Source organism: Nocardia sp. MDA0666, from assembly GCF_003023875.1.
Lineage (GTDB): Bacteria > Actinomycetota > Actinomycetes > Mycobacteriales > Mycobacteriaceae > Nocardia > Nocardia aobensis.
On the sequence record NZ_PYHT01000013.1, the window covers coordinates 162855 to 181821 of the forward strand.

The window sequence follows — 18967 nt, forward strand, 5'->3', positions numbered from 1 at the left end:
GCAGTGTGAAAGTGATTGGCGCATGAGGCACGAACACCCGCTTTCCCCACCCGGCTCTGCCGCACCGTCCGGCCCCGCCTTCGTCGGGCGTGGCGACGACGTCGACACCCTCCGCAGGCTCCTCGGTGAACAGTCGATCCGATTGCTGACCCTGACCGGCCGGGCCGGCGTCGGAAAGTCACGATTGGCGCGAGAAGTGCTGTGGTACAGTGAATTTCGCGACCGGCTGATCGGGTTCCTGGACGCCGCGCCCGGTACCGTGACGGTCGAGCCGCGGCAGGTGGCGTCCGCGTTCTCCGAGCTCGCGGCGGTGATCGGCGCCGAGGCGCGAATCGTCCTGCTGGACAATTGCGATCCCGTCGCCCGGGAACTGGCACCCCACGTAGGACAGTTGCTCGACCGGTGTCCGCAGGTGCGGATCGTGGTAACCAGCCGTGAGGCGCTGCGCCTGCCGCAGGAGTACGTGGTCCTGGTGCGGCCGCTGGCGGTCGATACCGGTCTGCTGAATTACGATCCGGGATCCTCGCCGGCCTCGCGATTGCTGCTGGCGAGTATCGACAGCCACTACCGGCGGATGCACTCCCTGGCCGATCGTCTGGTGCTCGACGAGATCGTGCGGGAACTCGACGGTGTCCCGTTGGCGCTGGAGCTAGCCGCCGCCGAGATCGCGCGGGTCGGCCCGGCGCGTGCGCTGCGGCGGATCAAGGCGGGTGTGGATCTGCAGTCCCCGGCGCTGGGCTCGGCCCCGACCCGGCACCGGACCATGCACGATGCGGTCGAGTGGACGATCGGGGATCTCGACGCGCACGTGGTCGACCTGCTGCTGCGGCTGTCACTGTTCGAGACGCCCTTCGATATCGAGCTCGCCTACCGGGTGAGTGTGCTGGATCGCGGTCGCACCACCGCGGCACTCGATGTGCTGTTCGAGCGCGGACTGATCCACCGGGTCGAATCCGGAACGGATATCGGCAGTTGCCGGGTGGGTGCCACGGTGCGCAGCTACTGCCGCCGGGTCGACGCGGCCGACCCCGCGCGAGCGGCCCGGTTGCGCACGGAGTTCGCCGAGCGCGTGCTCGTCGCCGGACCTCGCACGAACCGGCGGGCGGCACCGGACAGCCTGCTCACGACGATCAACCAGCTGATCGCGGTGGGGCAGGCCGAACGCGCGATCGAGACGATCGCGCTGCTGGATCCGGTGTGGTCGCAGCACGGCCGGGTGCGCGAGCTGGAGACGGTGCTGTCCGGACTGCTGGCGCCGCGCACCGAGCCGCTCGCCGGGGTGTCGGCGGCGCTGTGCCGGGAATTGCTGGGGCTGTGGGCATTACGCACCGACCGGTTGCATCGGGCGATGCGCATGCTGACCGCGGCGGGACAGGCCTACCGCGAGGCCGGCGACGAATTCCGGGCCGCCCGGACCGGAGTGCCGCTCGCCGCCGCGCTGTGCGCCCTGGGTGACGCGGAATCGGCACAGCACTGCCTGACGCTGTCGTCGCGATTCGCGGGCCGGCTGTCGGAACGGTTCGCCGACTGGATGTGGATCACCGAAGCCCTGGCCGGCCTTTCGGCTCGCGCCGAGGGCTGGGACGAGGTGGCGGCACGGATCCGGCGTTGCGCCGGATCGATTCGCCTGTCGGCACTGAATGCGCTGGCGCGCAGCCAGATCGGCGGACCGGCACCGGACCGATCGCTGGCGGTCTACCGCGAAGTGCTCGCGGACGAGGGCCTCGCCGACCAAGTGGTGTCGGCCGTGATCGCGATCGAAGGCTGTGCCCGGGTCTACGACCGGGCCGGGACCGCCCACCACGAGCATTCGGCACGATTGTGGCTGGCGGCGCGGCGGTTGCGCGCCCGGCACAGCATTCCGCAGCTCGATCCGGAGGATGTGCCCGGCTCGGTTCATCGCCTTCGGACGATGCTGGGGCCGGAGCGGTTCCGGGAGATCGCCGCGCAGGTGAACCACTGGACGGTGGCCGATGCCGCCGCGTATTCGCTGTCGGCACCGGCCACCCTCGAACCGGCGGACTCCCGGCTGGATGTGCTGACCGCCCGCCAGCGCGAGATCGCCGAGTTGGTGGCGACCGGAATGACCAACCGCATGATCGCCAAGCGGCTGAACCTCTCGGAATGGACCGTGGTCAACCACATCCGCCAGATCATGCAGAAGCTGGATTGCCGCTCCCGCCTGCACGTCGCGCTGGTCGTGCAGGGCGACGATCACGCGGTGGCCGCCGACTCGCCGTAGTAGCCGGCCCGGCTACGGGCAGTCGGCCACCAGTCGCAGATCACGATGGAGCAGATGCCACACCGTGTGGTAGCTGTCCCGCAACGGCGAGGCGACACTGTCGAGATCGCCGGACTCGATGAGCGCCACCACGGTCGCGAACCGTGCCGGGTACTCGTCCCACAGCGGGAGGGCGTCGCCGATCGCGGTGAGCAGCTCGGCGACCTCGCGGTGCAGTTCGAGCACTGCGCGCGCGGTCACCGTTCCGCGATCGCGCTGAAATGCCGTCACCGCGTTCTTGATTCGCGGATCGGCCTGTTCGAACCGATCGAGCAGGGCGGCGATGTGGTCCCGCCCGGCAGGGGACAGGTGGCGGCAGACGGCGCCCAGCTCCACCTCGGCCGCGTGTTCTCCCGCCGGGGTGAGCGTGATCATGTCACCGCGCGGTGTCGGGACCTGTGTGAACAGTGTCGCGTCGGTCAGCGGTGCGTCCGCACCGAAGTGGTCGGCGGCCAGCCACCCGGCGACCCGCAGGGTGTGCAGGACTCGGGTGCGCCGGGGTATCACCACGAGCGCATCGTCGGCGGTGGTCATCGTCGCGTCTCCGATCTGGGGGACAGGGTTTCTCGGATCGCCAGCAGGGTGCAGACGAAGCGTCGCTGCACGGGTGAGTTGACCACCACGTAGCGCAACGGGATGTCGGGCAGCTCCGCCAGCCACGGCCGCTCGGCCGGACCGGCGCCGCAGACGAAGGCGATCGGCGAGCCGGCCGCCGCGCGGCAGGCGAGGTCGGGGTCGGCGGTGACGACGAGACCGCGGCCCGCGCCGTCCGTCTCCACGGACGGCAGGTCGTCGGGTGAGTCGACCACGGTCGTGCGCAGCGGTTCCCCGATCAGATCCGACGGCCACGGCGGCGGGTGCCCCTCGACGGCCGGAACCAGCCCGTGCCAGATCCGGCCCGTGGTCCCGCAGACCGTGACCAGTTCGCCGCCGGCCCGCGCCGGCCACTCTGGATCGACGAACCGGGCACCGACCACCGCCGGCTTTCCGAGTTCGCGCGCCACGACCGCCGCGTGCGAACCGGACCCGCCTTCCTGGGTCACCACGGCGGTCGCGTGCAGCATGCCCGCGAAGTCCTCGGGCTCGGTGGACGGCCGCAGCAGCACCGTCGGCGCACCGGCCGCGGCGAGCACGGCCGCGGTGTCGCGGGCCAGCCGGCCCGACGCCACACCGGTCGACGCGGCGATTCCGCGGGCGAGCAACGGCGCGTGACCGGCGGCGGCATGCGGGGACGCTTGGTCGAACAGCGCTGCCGGCCGCAGCCGTCGCAGGGCGGCCGGGCGATCCAGCAGCCCCGCCCGCCACGCGTCGACGGTGACCGTGTTGTGGACCCGATCGGCGGCCACCGCCGGGCGCACCTGCACCAGCCACAGCTTCCCGGATTCGACGACGAATTCGACCTCGACGATCAACGTCAACCAGCAGAACAGTTCGTCCACCGTGGCGGCGAGCTCACCGTAGGCGCCCGGCGCGGAATCGGCGAGCACCTCGATGTTCACCGGTGTCGCGGTGCCGCCGACCAGGGATTCCCCCGTTGCCACGGGCAGATATTCCCCGTGCAGTCCGCGCATCCCGGTGAGGGGATCGTGGCTGAAGACGACACCGCTGCCGCTGGCGGTGGCCGCGGTCCCGTACGCCATCGCCTGCACGACCACGGACGGCCGGTCTGATTCCGAAATGCCATGTGCGGCACGGTATTCCCGTGCCCGGCGGTTGTTCCACGAGGCGGCCACCGCATCCACGGCCGCCTTCACCTGCGCCGCGGGATCGAGCGGGAATCGCGCCCCGGTGCGCTGTTCGTAGATGTCGATCAGCTCGGGATGGATCCGCTCGGGCGCTCCGGTGGGTAGTTCCGCCTCCGGCACACCCGCGACGTGCACACACAGCGCACGGGCACCGGAAGCCACTGCGCGCCATGCGGATTCCTGCCCGCCGAGCCGCTCGGCCAGCGCCGGCACGTTCTCCGGTGTCAGACCGATACACAGCAGGGTGTCCATCATGCCGGGCATACTCACCGGCGCGCTCGATCGCACGGCGAAGGCCACGGTGGCGCGGTCGGCCGCCATGGTCGCGGCCGCTTCCCTCCGCAATTCCCGGATCAGTTGCGCGATCTCGTCGAGCGGGCCGCCGGTCTGCCGCAGGCGTTCACCAGGCAGGATCCGGAAAGGCGGTACCGGATAATTCATCTCGGCCAACTTGGTGAGGAAGAATCCTTTGCCGCCGAACAGGGCTCGCGAGATCTGCGGGGTCTCGAAACGCTCAATGCCCGGGTGGCTCATGACCGGCTCCCAGGGTGAGGCGCAGCAGGGGTGAGGCGGCGCCGACGAACAGGTGACGGGCCGCACTGATTCCGGTCGCCAGATCGTTCCACAGCTCGACGCGCCGCGGTTTTCCGCTCGTGGTCCTCGGAATCGCCAAGGGCGCCATGGTGACCAGGGCCGCGGTGGCCGCGTCGAGCCCCGACCGCCGCAGTACCGACAGCGTCGTCTCGACGGCCTCGGCGGGCACCCGCTGCTGGAAGACCACCAGGCTCGAGGGTTTACCCGCCATCTCGAGATCACGCAGCACCACGGTGATCTTGTCGTGATGGACCCGAAGCCGTTCGGCGAGAGCGAGTTCGACGTCCTCTGCGGTGATGAACGTGCCGTTCACCTTGATCGCGTTGCCCATCCGGCCCAGCACGTAGACCTCGTCCTGATAGCGGAAGCCCAGATCGCCGGTGTAATGCACCACGGGGACGGTGTCGTCCTCGTCGAGATAGCCGCTGAACAATGCCGGTGAGGCCACGGTGATCTCGCCGACCTGGCCGTCGGGCAGCACGACACGATCGGAGTCGACGACCTCGATGTGCGCACCCGGCAGGGCCCGCCCGCACGACACGATGCAGGTCGCGCCGTCGGGCACCGGCTCGGCATCGAGCAGGTCCCGCTGCCCGAGCACCTCGACCTGGGCCTGATCGGACAGGGTCCGGTGATCGATGTCCAGCGCGGTCGGCACGTCCGGCAGCGGGCAGACCGACACCGCGAGCGTGGTCTCCGCCATCCCGTATCCCGGTTTGACGGTCCGGGCGGGCAGCCCGAACGGCGCCAGCAGCTCGTAGAAGCTGCGCAGCGCGGCGAAATTGATGCGATCCGAGCCCACGATCAGCGACCGCCACTCGGAGAAGTCCATGCCCGCCAGGGCCGTGGACCCCACCAGCCGCACGATGCGCTCGATCGCGAAATTCGGTATGGCGGAATGGTTCGCCCCGTGGCGGCCGAACAGTTCGAGCCAGGTCAGCGGGCGCCGGACGAAATGCTCCGGACGCATCAGCCACGCGTCCTGGGAGTAGAGGATCGGCGACAGGAAGGTGCCGATCAGCCCCATGTCGTGATGCAACGGCAGCCAGGATCCGAAGGTCTGGGTGGAATGCCCCGTGCTGTCGTGGAATACCGATTTCAGCATTTCCACGTGGGCGATGGCGGCGCGTGCGCTGATCCGGACCGCTCGCGGCAGACTGCTGGAACCCGAGGTGAATTGGATGATCGCGGTCTCGTCGTCGGTCGCCGGGCACAGCGCGACCCTGTCGGCCGCCGGTATCGGCTCCTCGGCATCGATGAGATGGCGGGGCCGGTCCGCTCCGGCCTCGGTCAGGCCGGCGAGCGTCTCCGGCCCGGCGACCACGGCCGCCGGGGCCAGTGCGCGCAACCGCGACAGGTGCCCGGCCCGGCCACCCTCGGGCAGCCCGATCGGGGCGACGACGGTGGGTATCGCGCCGATCGCCATGACACCGAAGAAGTATCGGGGAAATTCGGGGCAGGTCGGCAGGACCAGCGCCACCCGGTCGCCGCGCCCGATTCCGCGTTCGCGCAGGGCGGCCGCCACATTCAGGGCCTCGGTGGCCATCGAGTCGTAGCCCAGGCTCTCCCACTCGTGTCCGGTGTAGAAGCGGACCGTGCCGTCGTTGTCGCGTTCGGTGATCCAGTCGACGAGTGATCTCACCGCGCCTCCCGGGACGCGGGGTCGTTCGGGTACCGATCGTGATAGGTGCGCTGGATCAGCGCGACCAGGTCGCCGACGGTCTCGACGCCGTAGATGTCCTCGTGGTCGATGAGTTCGATGCCGTACTCCTCCTCGACCCGGGTCAGCGCCTCCATCAGCGACAGCGAGTCGAGGTCGATGTCGTCGCGGACCGAATCGGTGAGCCGCAGGTCCAGCCGGGGCCGGCCGACCGCGATCTTGTCTTCGAGGACCGTCAGCACCGCCTCCGGATCGGCCACCGGATCGAAAGTCTGGTTATCAGTGGACAATTCGCACCTCTCCCGTATCTCCGTTCACGTACACCCGCTGTCCCGGTTTGATTTCAGTGGCCAGCGGATGCGACACCACGGCCGGGATCCCGAGTTCCCGGCAGATGATCGCGATGTGTGAGTACTGACTGCCGCGGGCGGTCACCACCGCGCCGACGAACGGCAGGATCGGAATGACGTTGGCGTCGGCGCTCTCGCAGGCCAGCACCGCCCCCCGTTCGGTGGGCATGTCCCCGAGCCCGATGGCGATCCCGTCGCAGACGCCCGCCGCGGCCCCATGCGGGGTGCGGTGCGGCTGATGGTGTGCGGGCGCGCCCGGCGACAGATCCAGATAATCCGGCATCGCCACCGCGAGGGCGTCCTCACAGGCGGTGCGGCGCCGCTCTATCTCGGCGCGGTCCGGGAGGGCGTCGCGCAGTTCGCGCATCGCGAGGTAGGGCCAGTCCGCGGCGGCCACGCCCCGATGGGCGGCGATCACGGGCACGAACCGCCGGTGTGCGTGCAGCAACCGCATCGCCAGCGATTTACTGTGCTCCCGCAAGGCCATCACGTCGCCCAGGAACAGCACCGAGGCGTCGATGGCCCGGCCGCGCGCCGCTCCGGACATGCCGATCAGCGCCTCCCGCGGCGACAGATCGGACTCCTCCCGGGTGGCGGCCGGGGTGTGGTTCATGGGTGGGATCACATAGTCGGACCAGGGCAGGTCGGTGTCGGCGATCTCGTAGAACGGGTGCTGGACGAAGCGTGCGGGCCCGTCGGCGAGGGGTGCCAGCTGACCGATGCGGCCCCACGGCAATTCGGCGGGTTCCTTGAGCCAGTTGGTGATCAGGTTGCCGCCGCGTGCGAGCCGGCCGACCACGGTGCGCTGCAACACCTCCGCCGCGACCGCCCCCGATGTGCTGATGATGTGCAGATGCCAGGCCCGCTCCAGCAGTGCGTCGCCGCGGGCCGCCAGTTCGCCCAGGCGCCAGACGGACTCGTCGCCGAGGACGGCGTCGGCGTCCTGTTCGAATTCGAACACCGCCTGTTCCAGCTCGATCACGCGCGGCCGCAGTTCGACCAGCTCGCGCAGCATCCGCGCGGTGGCGCCATTGCGGCGCAGGCGACCCGGCCGGCGGCCGGAGCTGGGCCGGGGCGGATCGATGCCCTCGAAGTACGCGGCGGTGACGTCCTCGGGGGTCAGCAGATTCACCTGGTCGGCGATGCGGCAGTAGGCCGTGAGGTTGTGGTACGGACGGCAATTGAAGTAGCCGGTGAACACGTAGTCCGAGCCGGTCGCCCAGCGCTGCGGGCCGAGGATGTCTCGGACGAACTGCCGGGTGCCCCATTCCATCGGCCTGCCGACCAGCGACCAGGACATCGGAGACAGCCGTTGCGGTGCGATCTCCCCGAAATTTCCGGCCGAGTACACCCGCAGCTCCGGATGGGGATAGGTGTCGACCCGACAGTGTGAAATGCTCATTGTGCTGCTCCCAGGGCGTCGAGGCTGCGGCTCGGCAGACTCGAATTGCGCAGTGCCACTCCGGTTTCGGCGATGTAGTCGCTCGCCGACCCGATGTCCGTGGTCGGGAGGGTGTCGAAGATGCCCGGATCGAAATCGAACAGCGGCCGGGCGTAGTCGACGACGTCCTCCTCGAGCCCGAAGCGGCGGGTCAGCAGGCGGCGCGGCCACGCGGGTCCGGTGGCGTCGACGATCTTCGGCACCACCTGCCACGGGCGGCACAGGCGCTCGAGCACGTCGGCCAGCGTCGGCCGCTCCGGATCGAAATAGGTACAGCCACTGCGGTGTTCGTCGCTGACGGTGATATCTCGCACCACTCGCGCGGCCACCTCGACATCGGCCGCGTAGACCGGATACCGGCCGCAGTCGTGCAGCGTCACCGGTAACCCGCTGAGCAGATGCGGAAGGACCGACACCGGACCACCGCGGCGGGGGATCAGTTCGGCGGAGGCGGGCCCGAGCAGGGTGCCCAGCCGGAGCACGGTCACCGGAACGCGGCGTTCGCGGCGCGCGATCAGCTCCCCGCGGTATTTGGCGTATTCGTACCAGTTGCGGAAGGTTTGACCACGACTGAGATCGCGATTGGTGATCGGACCGGTGGCGCGGCCGAGCGCGAGGATCGACGAGACGTACACGACGCGGCGGACCGATCCGATCGACGCGGCCAGATCGAGGACGTTTCGTGTGCCGTTGACGTGGAGGTTCACCACGCCCGTCGGATCCGAACCCATATCCACCGAACCGAATGCGCAGACCACCGCGTCGATGTCGGCCAAGGCGTCGAGGGCCTCGTCGGTCGAGCCGAATCCGGGCGAATTCACATCGCCCGCGACGCCGGTTCCGTAGCGGGTCCGGCCGCTGCGGCTCAGTGCGACGACCTCGTGGCCGTCGGCGTCGAGCAGTCTCGAGACGGTACTTCCCAGATAGCCGGAGGCACCGGCGACCAGTATTTTCATGCGAATCGTCCCAGCGGGAGTTCGGGCAGCGGCTCGGGAGCCACCGGCGGGGCGAGGTCGAAGGCCACGTCGATGAGGTCCTCCACCGAGTAGGTGGGCGCCCAGCCGTCGGTCAGGGCCCGCAACCGGGTGCGTTCGAAGATCCGGTCGATGGCGACGTACCGGAGCCCGAACAGCCGATTGCCCATCTCCCGATTCCAGCGCGCGTATTTCAACGCCAGGTTCTCCGCCAGCCGCAGCGCGCGGTCGGGAGTGACGAGCAGTCGCGGCGGGTCGTAGCGGCCGGTGATGTCCTTGGACTGCAACACCGTCAGCAGTGCCGCCAGGGTCGGCGCGGTTTCACCGGCGACCAGGTGGACGATCGCCCCGCCGCGCCACGACGCGTAATCGGTGGCGGCGCCGTGGTCGAGCAACCGCACCAGGCCCTCGCCGATCACGTCGCGCGGCAGGATGTCCACGCGGGCCTCCGGCCGCACCGGCAGGACCGGCAACTGGCCCGACGACATCGGCGTGACGAGTTGATACAGCGAACTCCACCGCGTGGTCGATCGGGTGCGGGAGCTGCCGATCACGCCGCCGATGCGGGCGATCAGCACCGGGTGGCCGTCGGCGGCGGCGCGGCGGACCAGATGCTGTTCGGCGAACCATTTGCTCAGTTCGTAGGGCGTGCGGTCCGGATGCGCGGGGTGCAGATCCTCGGCGATATTGCCGGAGGCGGTGCCTGCCACGTACGCGGTGCTCACATACAGGTACGGAACGACACGGCCGAGTCGATCGCTCAGCTCGCGGGCCAGCGCGAGACCGTTGAGCGCACCGAGGTAGTTGATCCGGTCCAGCGCCGCCTGCCCGGCCGTCCAGTCGACGATGCCGGCGAGGTCGACCACGACGTCGACCTCGGGCAACGCCGAACAGTCCAGGCCCCACAGGTTTTCGGCCACGTCGCCGATCACCTGGTGCTGCGGCACGACGGCGCGGTCGAGATCGGCCCGCGTACGGCGGCGCACGACGGCCGTCGTGCCGGCCGGGTCGGGGTTGTCGGTCAGGGCCTCGGCCAGGCCCCGCCCGACCTGTCCGGTCATACCGGCGATCAGCAGGCGCGGCGCGGTGAGGGGGTGGGCGGGTGTGGTGTCGGATGTCGCGAGGGTCATGAGGAGATGCTCACCAGCCGGTCGTAGAGGTCGGGGTTGCCGTGCAGGGAGTCGGTGATGATCGCCAGCATCATTTCGTCGGTTCCCGCACCGATGCGTGCGACGCGAATGTCGTTCCAGAACTGGCCGAACGGCGTCTCCCGCGGGAGGTAGCCCGGGCCGCCGAACACTTGCATCGCTTCGCTGATCAAGCGTTCACCGGCTCGCGCCGCGCACAGTTTGACCGCGGCGATCCGGCTGATCAGCGCGCGGTCGAGCGGGCCGGCCATGAGGTCGCGGGCGAGCGTCTCGACCGCGCCCGAGAGCACCTCGACCTCGGCCGACAGCTCGGCCAGCCGGAAGGCGATGTACTGGTGCTCGCGCAGCCGCTTACCGAATTGCGTACGGCGCCCGGCATGTTCGACCGCCAGGCTGATCGCCGTCGCGCATCCGCCGGCGACCTGGGCCGCGATCGCCAGCCGCTCGAAGGACAATCCGTAGTTCAGATTGAGCACGCCCAGCCCGGCCCGGCCCAGCGTCGCCTGCCGATCCACCTCGACGCCGTCGAACTCCACGGCCACGGTATCGAGCGCGTGCGTGCCCAGTTTGTCGTGCTCGCGGAGGATCCGGGCCGCGGTCATCGGCACCACGATCGTCGCGTGGCGATCGGTGGGCCGGCCGTCGGGGGCCGCGATCCGGCACAGCACGACGGCGAAATCCGCGACCGCGCCCAGGGATACGAACTTCTTGCGACCGGTGACCGACCAGCCGTGCTCGGTCGGGGTCGCCAGGCAGGTGACGGCCGAGAGGTCGCTGCCGCCGGTGGGTTCGCTGGCGGCGATGCAGCCGACCGCGGTACCGTCCAACGCCTGTTCACGCAGTGCCACAAGGTAATCCGAGTGACCGAAGCGGTGGAGCAGCGAGAGCACGGTTTCGGTGTGCAGGGATACGCCGATGGCGACTCCCGCGGGCGCCCGGCTCGACAGCTCCGCGCCCAGGCGCACGCCGAAGACCACGTCGCCGGCGTCGGTGCCGGGCGCCGCGGCCGCCGACCAGCGGCTGCGCAGTACCCCGGCCTTGCCGAGGGATTCCAGCAGCTGTCGCGGAAACCGGACGAGGGCGGGGTCGGCCTGTACCGAGTCCAGGGCGTCCTGCACGATCCGGCCCAGATCGCCGGCCGTGGGTAGTGCTGTTTCGAGGGTCATTGATATCCGTTCCCTCCGGATCGAATGCCGAATTTTTCCCACACCTCGAGGCCGCGACTGCGCAGCCTTTCCGGTATCGGCGGATGGGGAGTCGAATTCACACATGAACAGTGTGAAGTCAGCGTGACACATTTCCCTCGAAACCGTCAACAATTGGATCCGTTGACTTTTGCGAGAGCGCTGTGCCAATCTTGTCCGAGCGCCACCGTCGTGCGCAACGAGTCGGCCTCGTCGCCGCCGCCCCTCCCGTAGATCGTCCCGAAACTGCCTGTCCGACAGGGTTTTCAGGCGAAATATCCGAGGCTCGCGACCGCCTGACAATATCTTGCTATAGGGGAGAAATGCACAATGACGGATAATCGAGTCAGCCTCGCTGCGCAATGGACGGAGATATTCACCGCCGATGGCTCGGCACCGCCCGAGAAACTCTCGGTGCAATCCTGGCTGCGTTACAGCCTCATTATTCGACGCGTCGAATTTCTACCGTTGACGGTGACGGTTCCTTTGGTGCCGGCCCTTCTCATGGCTCGGACGATGCGCGAATTGCTGTCACTGGACATGCTGCTCGCGACCATCGTCGTGGTGGTCTCCATTCAGATCGGCAATATGGCCAACTGCCTCGCCGACCGCCGGATGGACGCGATCTACAAGACCAGGCTGTCCCGTGCCGTCTACGGCCTGGGCGTCGGCCGGGTGATCCGCCAGATCGTGATCGCCATACTGATCGTGGGAGTCGCGGAGAGCTGGCTGACCTACCGCACCGGGCATCTGGACCTGCTGCTCATCGGCGGTCTGTGGGCGGTGCTGGGCATGGGCTACTCGCTGCCGCCGCTGCACCTCAACGGCCGCGGCATCTGGCAGCTGCCGGTGCTGCACGCCGTGTACTTCGTCCTGCCGGGGTTGTTCGTGCTGCGCGCGTTCGAGGGGCCGCTGTCGTGGGCGGCGATCGCCGCGATCTGCGGCTTCAGCCTCACCAATATCGGCATCATCGTCATCAGCCACGCCGAGGACTTCCCCGAGGACGAACTGTATTCGGTGATGACCTACGTCCGGACGCTCGGACTGACCCGCGCGGTCGGGCTCGGGGTGGCGATGCTGTCGCTCGGAGCGATCGTCGTCACCGCGTCGATCGTGGTCCTGGCCGGCCCGGTCTGGGGGTTGGTGCCGTACCTGGCGGCGTGCCTGTTCGCGGTGCGGTTCATGGCCCGGACCGCGCGGGCGGTGCGCGGGAAGCCGGTCGACGAGGGAGTGGCCGTGCTGCGCGCCTGCTCGAAACTCGCTCCGCTGCATACCCTTCTGGTCGGGTGGACGACAGTCGTCGTCGCCGCCTTCGCCTTCGCGGCCCGCTAGGCGCCGCTCTCATCGAATTACGAGTTAGGAGATCGGCGAATGGCGATCCTGTACAAACCCGCGGTGGCCTTCCCGGACGAGGTGGTCACCCTCGAACAGACCTTGGACGTCGCGCGCCGGCTGCACGCGGGCCACGCGGACCTGGAGCTGGCGTTGCGGTTGATCCGCAACACCGGCGTCGAGACCCGCAACATCGTGCAGCCCTTGGATCGTGCGTTGCGGCACCCCGGTTTCGAGGAACGCAATCAACTGCACGAGGTGGAGGCGAAACGCTACGTGCCGGTGGTCGTCGAAGAGGCGCTGGCCAACGCCGGCAAGGCCGCGGCGGATATCGACGCCATCATCTACGTCTCGTGCACCGGCTTCATGATGCCGTCGCTGACCGCGTGGATGATCAACGAACTCGGCTTCCGGTACTCCACGGCACAGCTTCCGATCGCTCAACTCGGTTGTGCCGCAGGCGGTGCCGCCATCGCCCGCGCACTGGACTACTGCCGGGCCCACCCCGGCGCGAACGTCCTCGTGGTGTCGTGCGAGTTCTGCTCGCTGTGCTACCAGCCCAGTGACGTCTCCGTCGGCACCCTGCTGTCCAACGGCCTGTTCGGCGATGCCGTCGCGGCCGTGGTGGTCTCCGATGCCGCCGCCGCGGGCAGAGCCGGAATCGAGTTGCGGCGCAACGCGTCCTACCTGATTCCCGGCACCATCGACTGGATCTCCTACGCGGTGCGGGCGACCGGTTTCCACTTCCAGCTGGACAAGCGGGTCCCGGGAACGATGGAACCGCTGGCGCCGGTGCTGCGCGCGGTCTCCGAACAGGAGGGCTGGGATGCCGGGGTCCTCGACTTCTACATCATCCATGCCGGCGGACCACGCATCCTCGACGACCTGTCGAAATTCCTCGATGTGGCGCCGAACCAGTTCCGCTACAGCCGCGAGACGCTGACCCGGCACGGCAATATCGCCAGCGCCGTGGTGCTCGACGCGACCCGGCGGCTCTTCGAAGACACCGACAATCCGAAGATCGGACGCGGCATCATCGCCGGGTTCGGTCCGGGAATCACCGCCGAGATCTCACTGGGAGAGTGGTACAGCTGATGTCGATTCACGGACTCTACGTAGCGCCGGGCGAGGGCAAACGACTCGTCAGCGCCGCACACGAAGTGGTTTTCAAGGTCACCGGCGAGCACTCCACCGCCGCGTCCAGTTTCGAGGTGCTGGTCCCACCGGGCTTCGACGTCGGCGCGCATCTGCATCACCATTCCGAGGAGCTGTTCTACCTCGTCGAGGGCGAGCTGGAATTCCTTGCCTTCGAACCGGTTTCGTGGGAAGGACATTGGTCGCAGTGGCGCTCCGAGGAGGGCCGCACCGTGATCACGGCCGGGCCCGGCAGCGTGGTGTTCGTGCCGCCCGGATGCCCGCACGCGTTCCGCAACGCCTCCGACACGCCGGCGAAGATGTTCTTCCAGGCCTCGCCGCCGCCGGATCACGAACACTATTTCGAAGGTCTCATCGAGATCTTCCGCACCGGCGCCGCGGTGGATCCGGCCGCCGTGGCGGCACTGCGCCAGAAATACGACATCGAGCAGATCAGCGAGTTGCGCTACCAGCCGAACGGTGAGTGAGCCGCAGCGATGACGAGCGTGCTCGGACTCGCCGGCTCGCTGCGGCGGCAGTCCTACAACCGGATGTTCCTCGAGGCGGTGCCGTACCTGCTGCCGTTCGAATGCGGCTACCACGTGTTCGACGGGCTCGGCGAGGTGCCGCTGTACAACGAGGACATCGATACCGCGGCGCCGCCACCGGGCGTACGGGCGTTGCGCGCCGCGGTGGCCGCGTCCGACGGGGTGATCGTCGCCTCCCCGGAATACAACCAGTCCGTTCCGGGTGTGCTGAAGAACGCCCTCGACTGGCTGTCGCGCCCGCACGGCGGCGGCGCCCTGCGCGGGAAGGTGATCGTGCCCGTGGTGGTGACGCTGTCACGCAGCAACGGCGCGCGCGGACTGGCCGACCTGAACCGGGTGCTGTCGTATCTGGGCAACACCGTGCTGTACCAACCGGAAATCGTGCTCGCCTCGGCGCCGAGCCTGCTGCGACCCGGTGCCGACGGGTCGGTGGCCATCACGGATCCCGCCGTGCGAGCGCTGGTCGCCCTGGCACTCGAACAGTTCGGCAACGCCCTCAGCGCGGGGACCGCGCGCGCCGGCGCCGACTTCGTCGCGGCCCACCGGGCCGTCGTCGAACGGGCGCGCTTCGCCCCGATGGTGCGCGAGGCGCTGAGCCGGGGCGCGCCGCCCGGCGTGGTCGCGGAGCGGCTGCACAACGCCGGCATCTCCGCACGCGAGGCGCAGGAGTGGATCAGTGCCGAAATGGCAAGTGGCCCGGTCCTTTCGAGCAACGGACATCGAAGTGGAGAATCATGATCGACATCGGAACCGACAGTGGTCTCGACTTTCTCGACGACCGGGTGCGCGGTGTCGTCGAGCGACTGGAAGTGGCGGCCCACGCCGACGGCGACGTGATCGGCGCGGTATCGGTGCGCTTGCGCGAACTCGGCGCGACACCGGATGCCGAGACCCTGCGGGCGATGACCGCCACGGGTGAGGCGGCGATGCTGCCGGTCGCCCGTTCGGTGGGCCGCCTGCTGTTTCAGCTGGCGGTGGGCTCCGGCGCCGCCACGATCGTCGAATACGGCACCTCGCACGGCATGTCGACGCTGTACCTGGCCGCCGCCGCACAACGCACGGGCGCGCAGGTGATCGGCACCGAACTGAGTGCGCACAAGGCCGCGGTCGCCACCGCCAACCTCGCCGAGGCGGGTGTGGGCGATCGGGTGCGCGTGCTGGTCGGCGATGCGCTCGAGACGTTGCCGACCGTGTCCGGCCCCGTCGGACTGCTGCTGCTCGACGGGTGGCTGCCCCTGCATCTGCCCGTATTTCGAGCGATGGAGCCGAAATTGACGCTGGGATCGATCATCGTCTCGGACAATGTCTCCAGACATGCCGACCTGCTCGACGACTTCCACCGCTACATAGCGGAACGCTCGCAGACCTATCTACGGACAACCCTGCCCCTCGACGACGGAATCGATGTGATCGTGCGGGTGCGGTAGCGTCCGGCCACCGGAGAGGAACGATGAAGAAGACCTCCGTACTCGAGCGCGTCGCGCGGGTCGCCGCGTTCCACCCGAAGGTGATCCTCGGCGTCGCGCTGCTGGTGGTGCTGATCGCCGCGGCGGCCGGCAGTTCGGTCGTCGACCGGCTCGAGGCCGGTGGCTTCGCACCGCCGGACGCGGAGTCGACGCGGGTGAGCGAACTGGTGGACGCCGAATTCGGCGGCGTGGCACCGAATCTCGTCCTGACCGTCGGCGCCGACGGCGGCGTCGAGAGCCCCTCGGCCCGGCAGGCGGGCGTGGACGTGACCGCGTGGTTGCAGCGACGGTCCGACATCACGGCGGTGCAGTCGTATTGGACCTCACCGCCGGATCTGCGTGCGGCACTGCGCAGTTCGGACGGCCGGACCGCCCTGGTCGTGGCCCGCATCGCCGGTGACGACACGGCCCAGCAGAAGGCCGCCGACGAGATCGCCCGCGCGCTGCCGGCGCCGGCGGGGGTGACGATTCACGCCGGCGGCTACGCGGCGACCCTGCGCGACCTGAGCGCCGTCAGCGTGCGAGACCTGGCCTCGGCCGAGGCCGTCGCCATCCCGATATCGGCGATCGTGTTGATCCTGGTCTTCGGGAGTGTGATCGCGGCGTTGCTGCCGGTGGTCATCGGGCTGGTGTCGATCGTCACCACCTTGGCCGTTCTCCGGCTGCTGACCGAGTTCACCGAGGTGTCGGTGTTCGCGCTGAATACGACCACTGCGTTGAGTCTGGCACTCGCCATCGACTACAGCCTGTTCGTCGTCTCGCGGTACCGGGAGGAACTCGACCGCGGGGCGGACCGGGAGGAGGCGGTGATCCGCGCGGTCTGCACCGCCGGCCGCGCGGTGCTGTATTCCGCTCTGGTGGTGATCCTTTCGCTGTCGGCGTTGCTGGTTTTCCCGATGTTCTTCCTGCGCTCGTTCGCCTACAGCGGACTGGTCGTGGTCGCGGTGGCCGCGCTCGCGTCGGTGCTCGTCCTGCCGGCGTGCCTGGTGCTGCTCGGCGACCGGGTGAACGCCCTCGACCTCCGGGCGCCGCTGCGGCGTCTGCTCCGGCTGTCGCCGCGGCGGACGGTGCCGCTGGAGGACGGTGTCTGGTATCGCATGGTCACCGGCGTGATGCGCCGCGCACTGCCCGTCGCGGTGGTGGTCACCGCGCTACTGCTGCTGCTGGGTGCGCCGTTTCTCGCGATCAAGTTCGGCACTCCCGATGATCGGGCGATTCGCGCCGGGGTGGCCGACAGCAGGACGGTCGGCGACATCCTGCGTTCGGAGTTCGCACGCAATCCCACCGATTCGGTCACCGTCGTCCTGCCCGGCCATCACGGCGACCCCGGCGCCTACGCCGCCGAACTGTCGCGGGTGCCCGACGTCTCGGCGGTTCTCTCCGGCTCCGGTACCTACGTCGGCGGAGCCCGGATGGCGTCGGCGCCGCCGGGGATGAGTGGCACCGCCGGAGAGGTGCTCCTCGTCGGCACGGACCTGGACCCGTATTCGGTGGCCGGCGCCCGGCAGCTCGACCGGCTGCGCGCGATCGCGGCCCCGGCGCCACCACTGTTCGGGGGCGCCGCGGCGGAGAACCGGGACGCGCTCGATTCGATCGGTGCCCGCCTGCCGGTCGCCGCGGTGTGGATCGTGGTCGCGATGTTCTCGGTGCTGTTCCTGTTCACCGGGAGCGTGGTGCTCCCGGTGAAGGCGCTGCTGATGAACGTGCTGTCGCTCACCGCCGCGTTCGGGGCGATGGTGTGGATATTCCAGGATGGGCATCTGGCCGGCGTGCTCGGTTTCACGCCGACCGGCTATCTGGTGGCCAACGTCCCGATCATGATGTTCTGCCTGGCATTCGGCATGTCGATGGACTACGAGATCTTCCTGCTCTCACGGATCCGTGAGGAGTGGCTGCGATGCGGTGACAACACCCGGTCGGTGGCGCTCGGTGTGGCCCGGACCGGTCGTATCGTCACCGCCGCGGCGGCGCTGATGGCGATAGTCCTGGGCGCCCTGGTCTTTTCCCGCCTGGCATTCATCCAGTTGCTGGGACTGGGGCTGGCGCTCACCGTCCTCGTCGACGCCACCGTGGTTCGCTGCCTGCTCGTTCCGTCGCTTATGCGCCTGACGGGGCGCTGGAACTGGTGGGCGCCGCGGCCACTGCGCTGGGTGCACGCTCGGGTCGGGCTGCGCGACGCGGAACCCGTCTCGGGATAGATCGCGCCCCGCGTCACGGGACCGCGATCAGCCTCGGTCGTCCGTGGCGGGGACGGCGCAACCGTCCGGACCGCAGGCGTCACCGTCGCCGAGGACCTGCAGCGCGGGAGCGTGATCGGCCCACGCGCGCTCCAAGGCCTGGGTGAACACCTCGGGCGGCTGGGCGCCGGAGACGCCGTAGGTGCGGTCGAAGACGAAGAAAGGCACACCCCGCGCGCCGAGTTGCGCGGCGGTGTTCTCGTCGGCGCGCACCGCATCGGCGTAGGCCTGCGGATCGTCGAGGGTGGCGCGCACCTCGACCGAGTCCAGGCCCGCTCGCGCCGCCAGCTCGATCAATCGTTCCCGATCCCCGAACACCGGCCGCTCGTCGGCGAAATTGCCCTCGTACAGCGCGTCGAGCACCTCGTCCTGCCGTTCCCGATCCAGTGCGAAGTGCAGCAGCCGGTGCATATCGAAGCTGTTGCCGAAGTCGCGTCCCTCGGTGCGGTACGGCAGCCCGACGGCCTGCGCCTGGGCGGCGATGCCGCGTTCGTTGGCGGCGGCCTGGGCCTCGCTGATGCCGTACTTCTCGGCGATATGGGCGACCACCGGGCCGCTGTGCCCAGCCGGCAGCGTCGGGTCCAGCTCGAAGGACCGGTGGACGACCCGCACCTGGTCGCGGTGCTCGAAGCCGGCCAGCGCCTGCTCGAAGCGCCGCTTGCCCAGATAGCAGAACGGGCAGTTGATATCGGTCCAGATCTCGACCTGTACGGCCATGGTCACCTCATTCGCGTCTTCGAAAAGTTCTGACATGTCAACCGAGCGCCTGCCCGGCCTGTTCCCCGGGGTGTGACTGGCATCACAGTCCGTGGTGTCACGAATGCGGCGGCCGACTTGTCCCATACCCGAATCGCACAGTCGACCCGCCGCGAA

Annotated in this window: 16 protein-coding genes; 7 read left to right on the forward strand and 9 right to left on the reverse strand. The window is 69.1% G+C overall.

Annotated features, from left to right (window positions below; translation table 11 throughout):
• The first annotated feature begins 22 nt into the window (after window positions 1–22).
• Complete coding sequence (locus tag C8258_RS19550) at window positions 23–2242, forward strand: LuxR C-terminal-related transcriptional regulator (protein ID WP_106956416.1); 2220 nt, start codon at window positions 23–25, stop codon at window positions 2240–2242.
• A 12-nt stretch (window positions 2243–2254) separates the two neighbouring features.
• Here the strand turns inward: C8258_RS19550 and C8258_RS19555 are convergent, their stop codons facing one another.
• The 8 genes from C8258_RS19555 to C8258_RS19590 are packed head-to-tail and all read right to left on the reverse strand — an operon-like array spanning window position 2255 to window position 11359.
• Window positions 2255–2815 (reverse strand): hypothetical protein, encoded by a 561-nt coding sequence (locus C8258_RS19555; protein WP_106956417.1) that lies wholly within the window; start codon window positions 2813–2815, stop codon window positions 2255–2257.
• Complete coding sequence (locus C8258_RS19560) at window positions 2812–4560, reverse strand: PEP/pyruvate-binding domain-containing protein (protein ID WP_106956418.1); 1749 nt, start codon at window positions 4558–4560, stop codon at window positions 2812–2814. Before C8258_RS19560 ends, C8258_RS19555 begins: the two co-directional genes overlap by 4 nt.
• Window positions 4541–6262 (reverse strand): AMP-binding protein, encoded by a 1722-nt coding sequence (locus C8258_RS19565; RefSeq protein ID WP_106956419.1) that lies wholly within the window; start codon window positions 6260–6262, stop codon window positions 4541–4543. The genes C8258_RS19560 and C8258_RS19565 overlap by 20 nt, the downstream gene beginning before the upstream one ends.
• Window positions 6259–6570, reverse strand: coding sequence for an acyl carrier protein (locus C8258_RS19570; RefSeq protein WP_157163521.1), 312 nt, complete (start codon window positions 6568–6570; stop codon window positions 6259–6261). Before C8258_RS19570 ends, C8258_RS19565 begins: the two co-directional genes overlap by 4 nt.
• Window positions 6560–8032 (reverse strand): PEP-utilizing enzyme, encoded by a 1473-nt coding sequence (locus C8258_RS19575; protein ID WP_106956420.1) that lies wholly within the window; start codon window positions 8030–8032, stop codon window positions 6560–6562. Before C8258_RS19575 ends, C8258_RS19570 begins: the two co-directional genes overlap by 11 nt.
• The gene (locus C8258_RS19580) at window positions 8029–9027 is read right to left on the reverse strand and encodes an NAD(P)-dependent oxidoreductase (RefSeq protein ID WP_106956421.1); all 999 of its coding nucleotides are present in this window, start codon (window positions 9025–9027) and stop codon (window positions 8029–8031) included. The genes C8258_RS19575 and C8258_RS19580 overlap by 4 nt, the downstream gene beginning before the upstream one ends.
• Window positions 9024–10175: an SDR family oxidoreductase gene (locus C8258_RS19585; protein ID WP_106956422.1), complete on the reverse strand. Its 1152-nt coding sequence runs from the start codon at window positions 10173–10175 to the stop codon at window positions 9024–9026. Before C8258_RS19585 ends, C8258_RS19580 begins: the two co-directional genes overlap by 4 nt.
• On the reverse strand, window positions 10172–11359 hold the full coding sequence (locus C8258_RS19590; RefSeq protein WP_158271283.1) for an acyl-CoA dehydrogenase family protein: 1188 nt from the start codon (window positions 11357–11359) through the stop codon (window positions 10172–10174). Before C8258_RS19590 ends, C8258_RS19585 begins: the two co-directional genes overlap by 4 nt.
• 507 nt (window positions 11360–11866) lie before the next feature.
• On the opposite strand from C8258_RS19590, the gene C8258_RS19595 reads away from it, so the two are divergent.
• Genes C8258_RS19595 through C8258_RS19620 form a run of 6 tightly spaced genes read left to right on the forward strand, consistent with a single transcriptional unit; the run spans window position 11867 to window position 18055 of the window.
• Window positions 11867–12709 carry a UbiA family prenyltransferase gene (locus C8258_RS19595; RefSeq protein ID WP_158271284.1) on the forward strand — a complete coding sequence of 281 codons (843 nt, stop codon included), beginning with the start codon at window positions 11867–11869 and terminating at the stop codon, window positions 12707–12709.
• Between the two features lie 39 nt (window positions 12710–12748).
• Window positions 12749–13804 (forward strand): type III polyketide synthase, encoded by a 1056-nt coding sequence (locus tag C8258_RS19600; protein ID WP_036508633.1) that lies wholly within the window; start codon window positions 12749–12751, stop codon window positions 13802–13804.
• Complete coding sequence (locus tag C8258_RS19605; protein WP_106956457.1) at window positions 13804–14331, forward strand: cupin domain-containing protein; 528 nt, start codon at window positions 13804–13806, stop codon at window positions 14329–14331. Before C8258_RS19600 ends, C8258_RS19605 begins: the two co-directional genes overlap by 1 nt.
• Before the next feature lie 9 nt (window positions 14332–14340).
• Window positions 14341–15129: an NAD(P)H-dependent oxidoreductase gene (locus C8258_RS19610; protein ID WP_106956425.1), complete on the forward strand. Its 789-nt coding sequence runs from the start codon at window positions 14341–14343 to the stop codon at window positions 15127–15129.
• Window positions 15126–15818, forward strand: a complete 693-nt coding sequence (locus tag C8258_RS19615; RefSeq protein ID WP_051025395.1) for an O-methyltransferase — start codon at window positions 15126–15128, stop codon at window positions 15816–15818. Before C8258_RS19610 ends, C8258_RS19615 begins: the two co-directional genes overlap by 4 nt.
• Before the next feature lie 23 nt (window positions 15819–15841).
• Window positions 15842–18055 carry an MMPL family transporter gene (locus C8258_RS19620; RefSeq protein WP_106956426.1) on the forward strand — a complete coding sequence of 738 codons (2214 nt, stop codon included), beginning with the start codon at window positions 15842–15844 and terminating at the stop codon, window positions 18053–18055.
• Window positions 18056–18082: 27 nt separating this feature from the next.
• Here C8258_RS19620 and C8258_RS19625 read toward each other — a convergent pair whose 3' ends face one another.
• The gene (locus tag C8258_RS19625; RefSeq protein ID WP_106956427.1) at window positions 18083–18811 is read right to left on the reverse strand and encodes a DsbA family oxidoreductase; all 729 of its coding nucleotides are present in this window, start codon (window positions 18809–18811) and stop codon (window positions 18083–18085) included.
• Window positions 18812–18967: the final 156 nt, after the last annotated feature.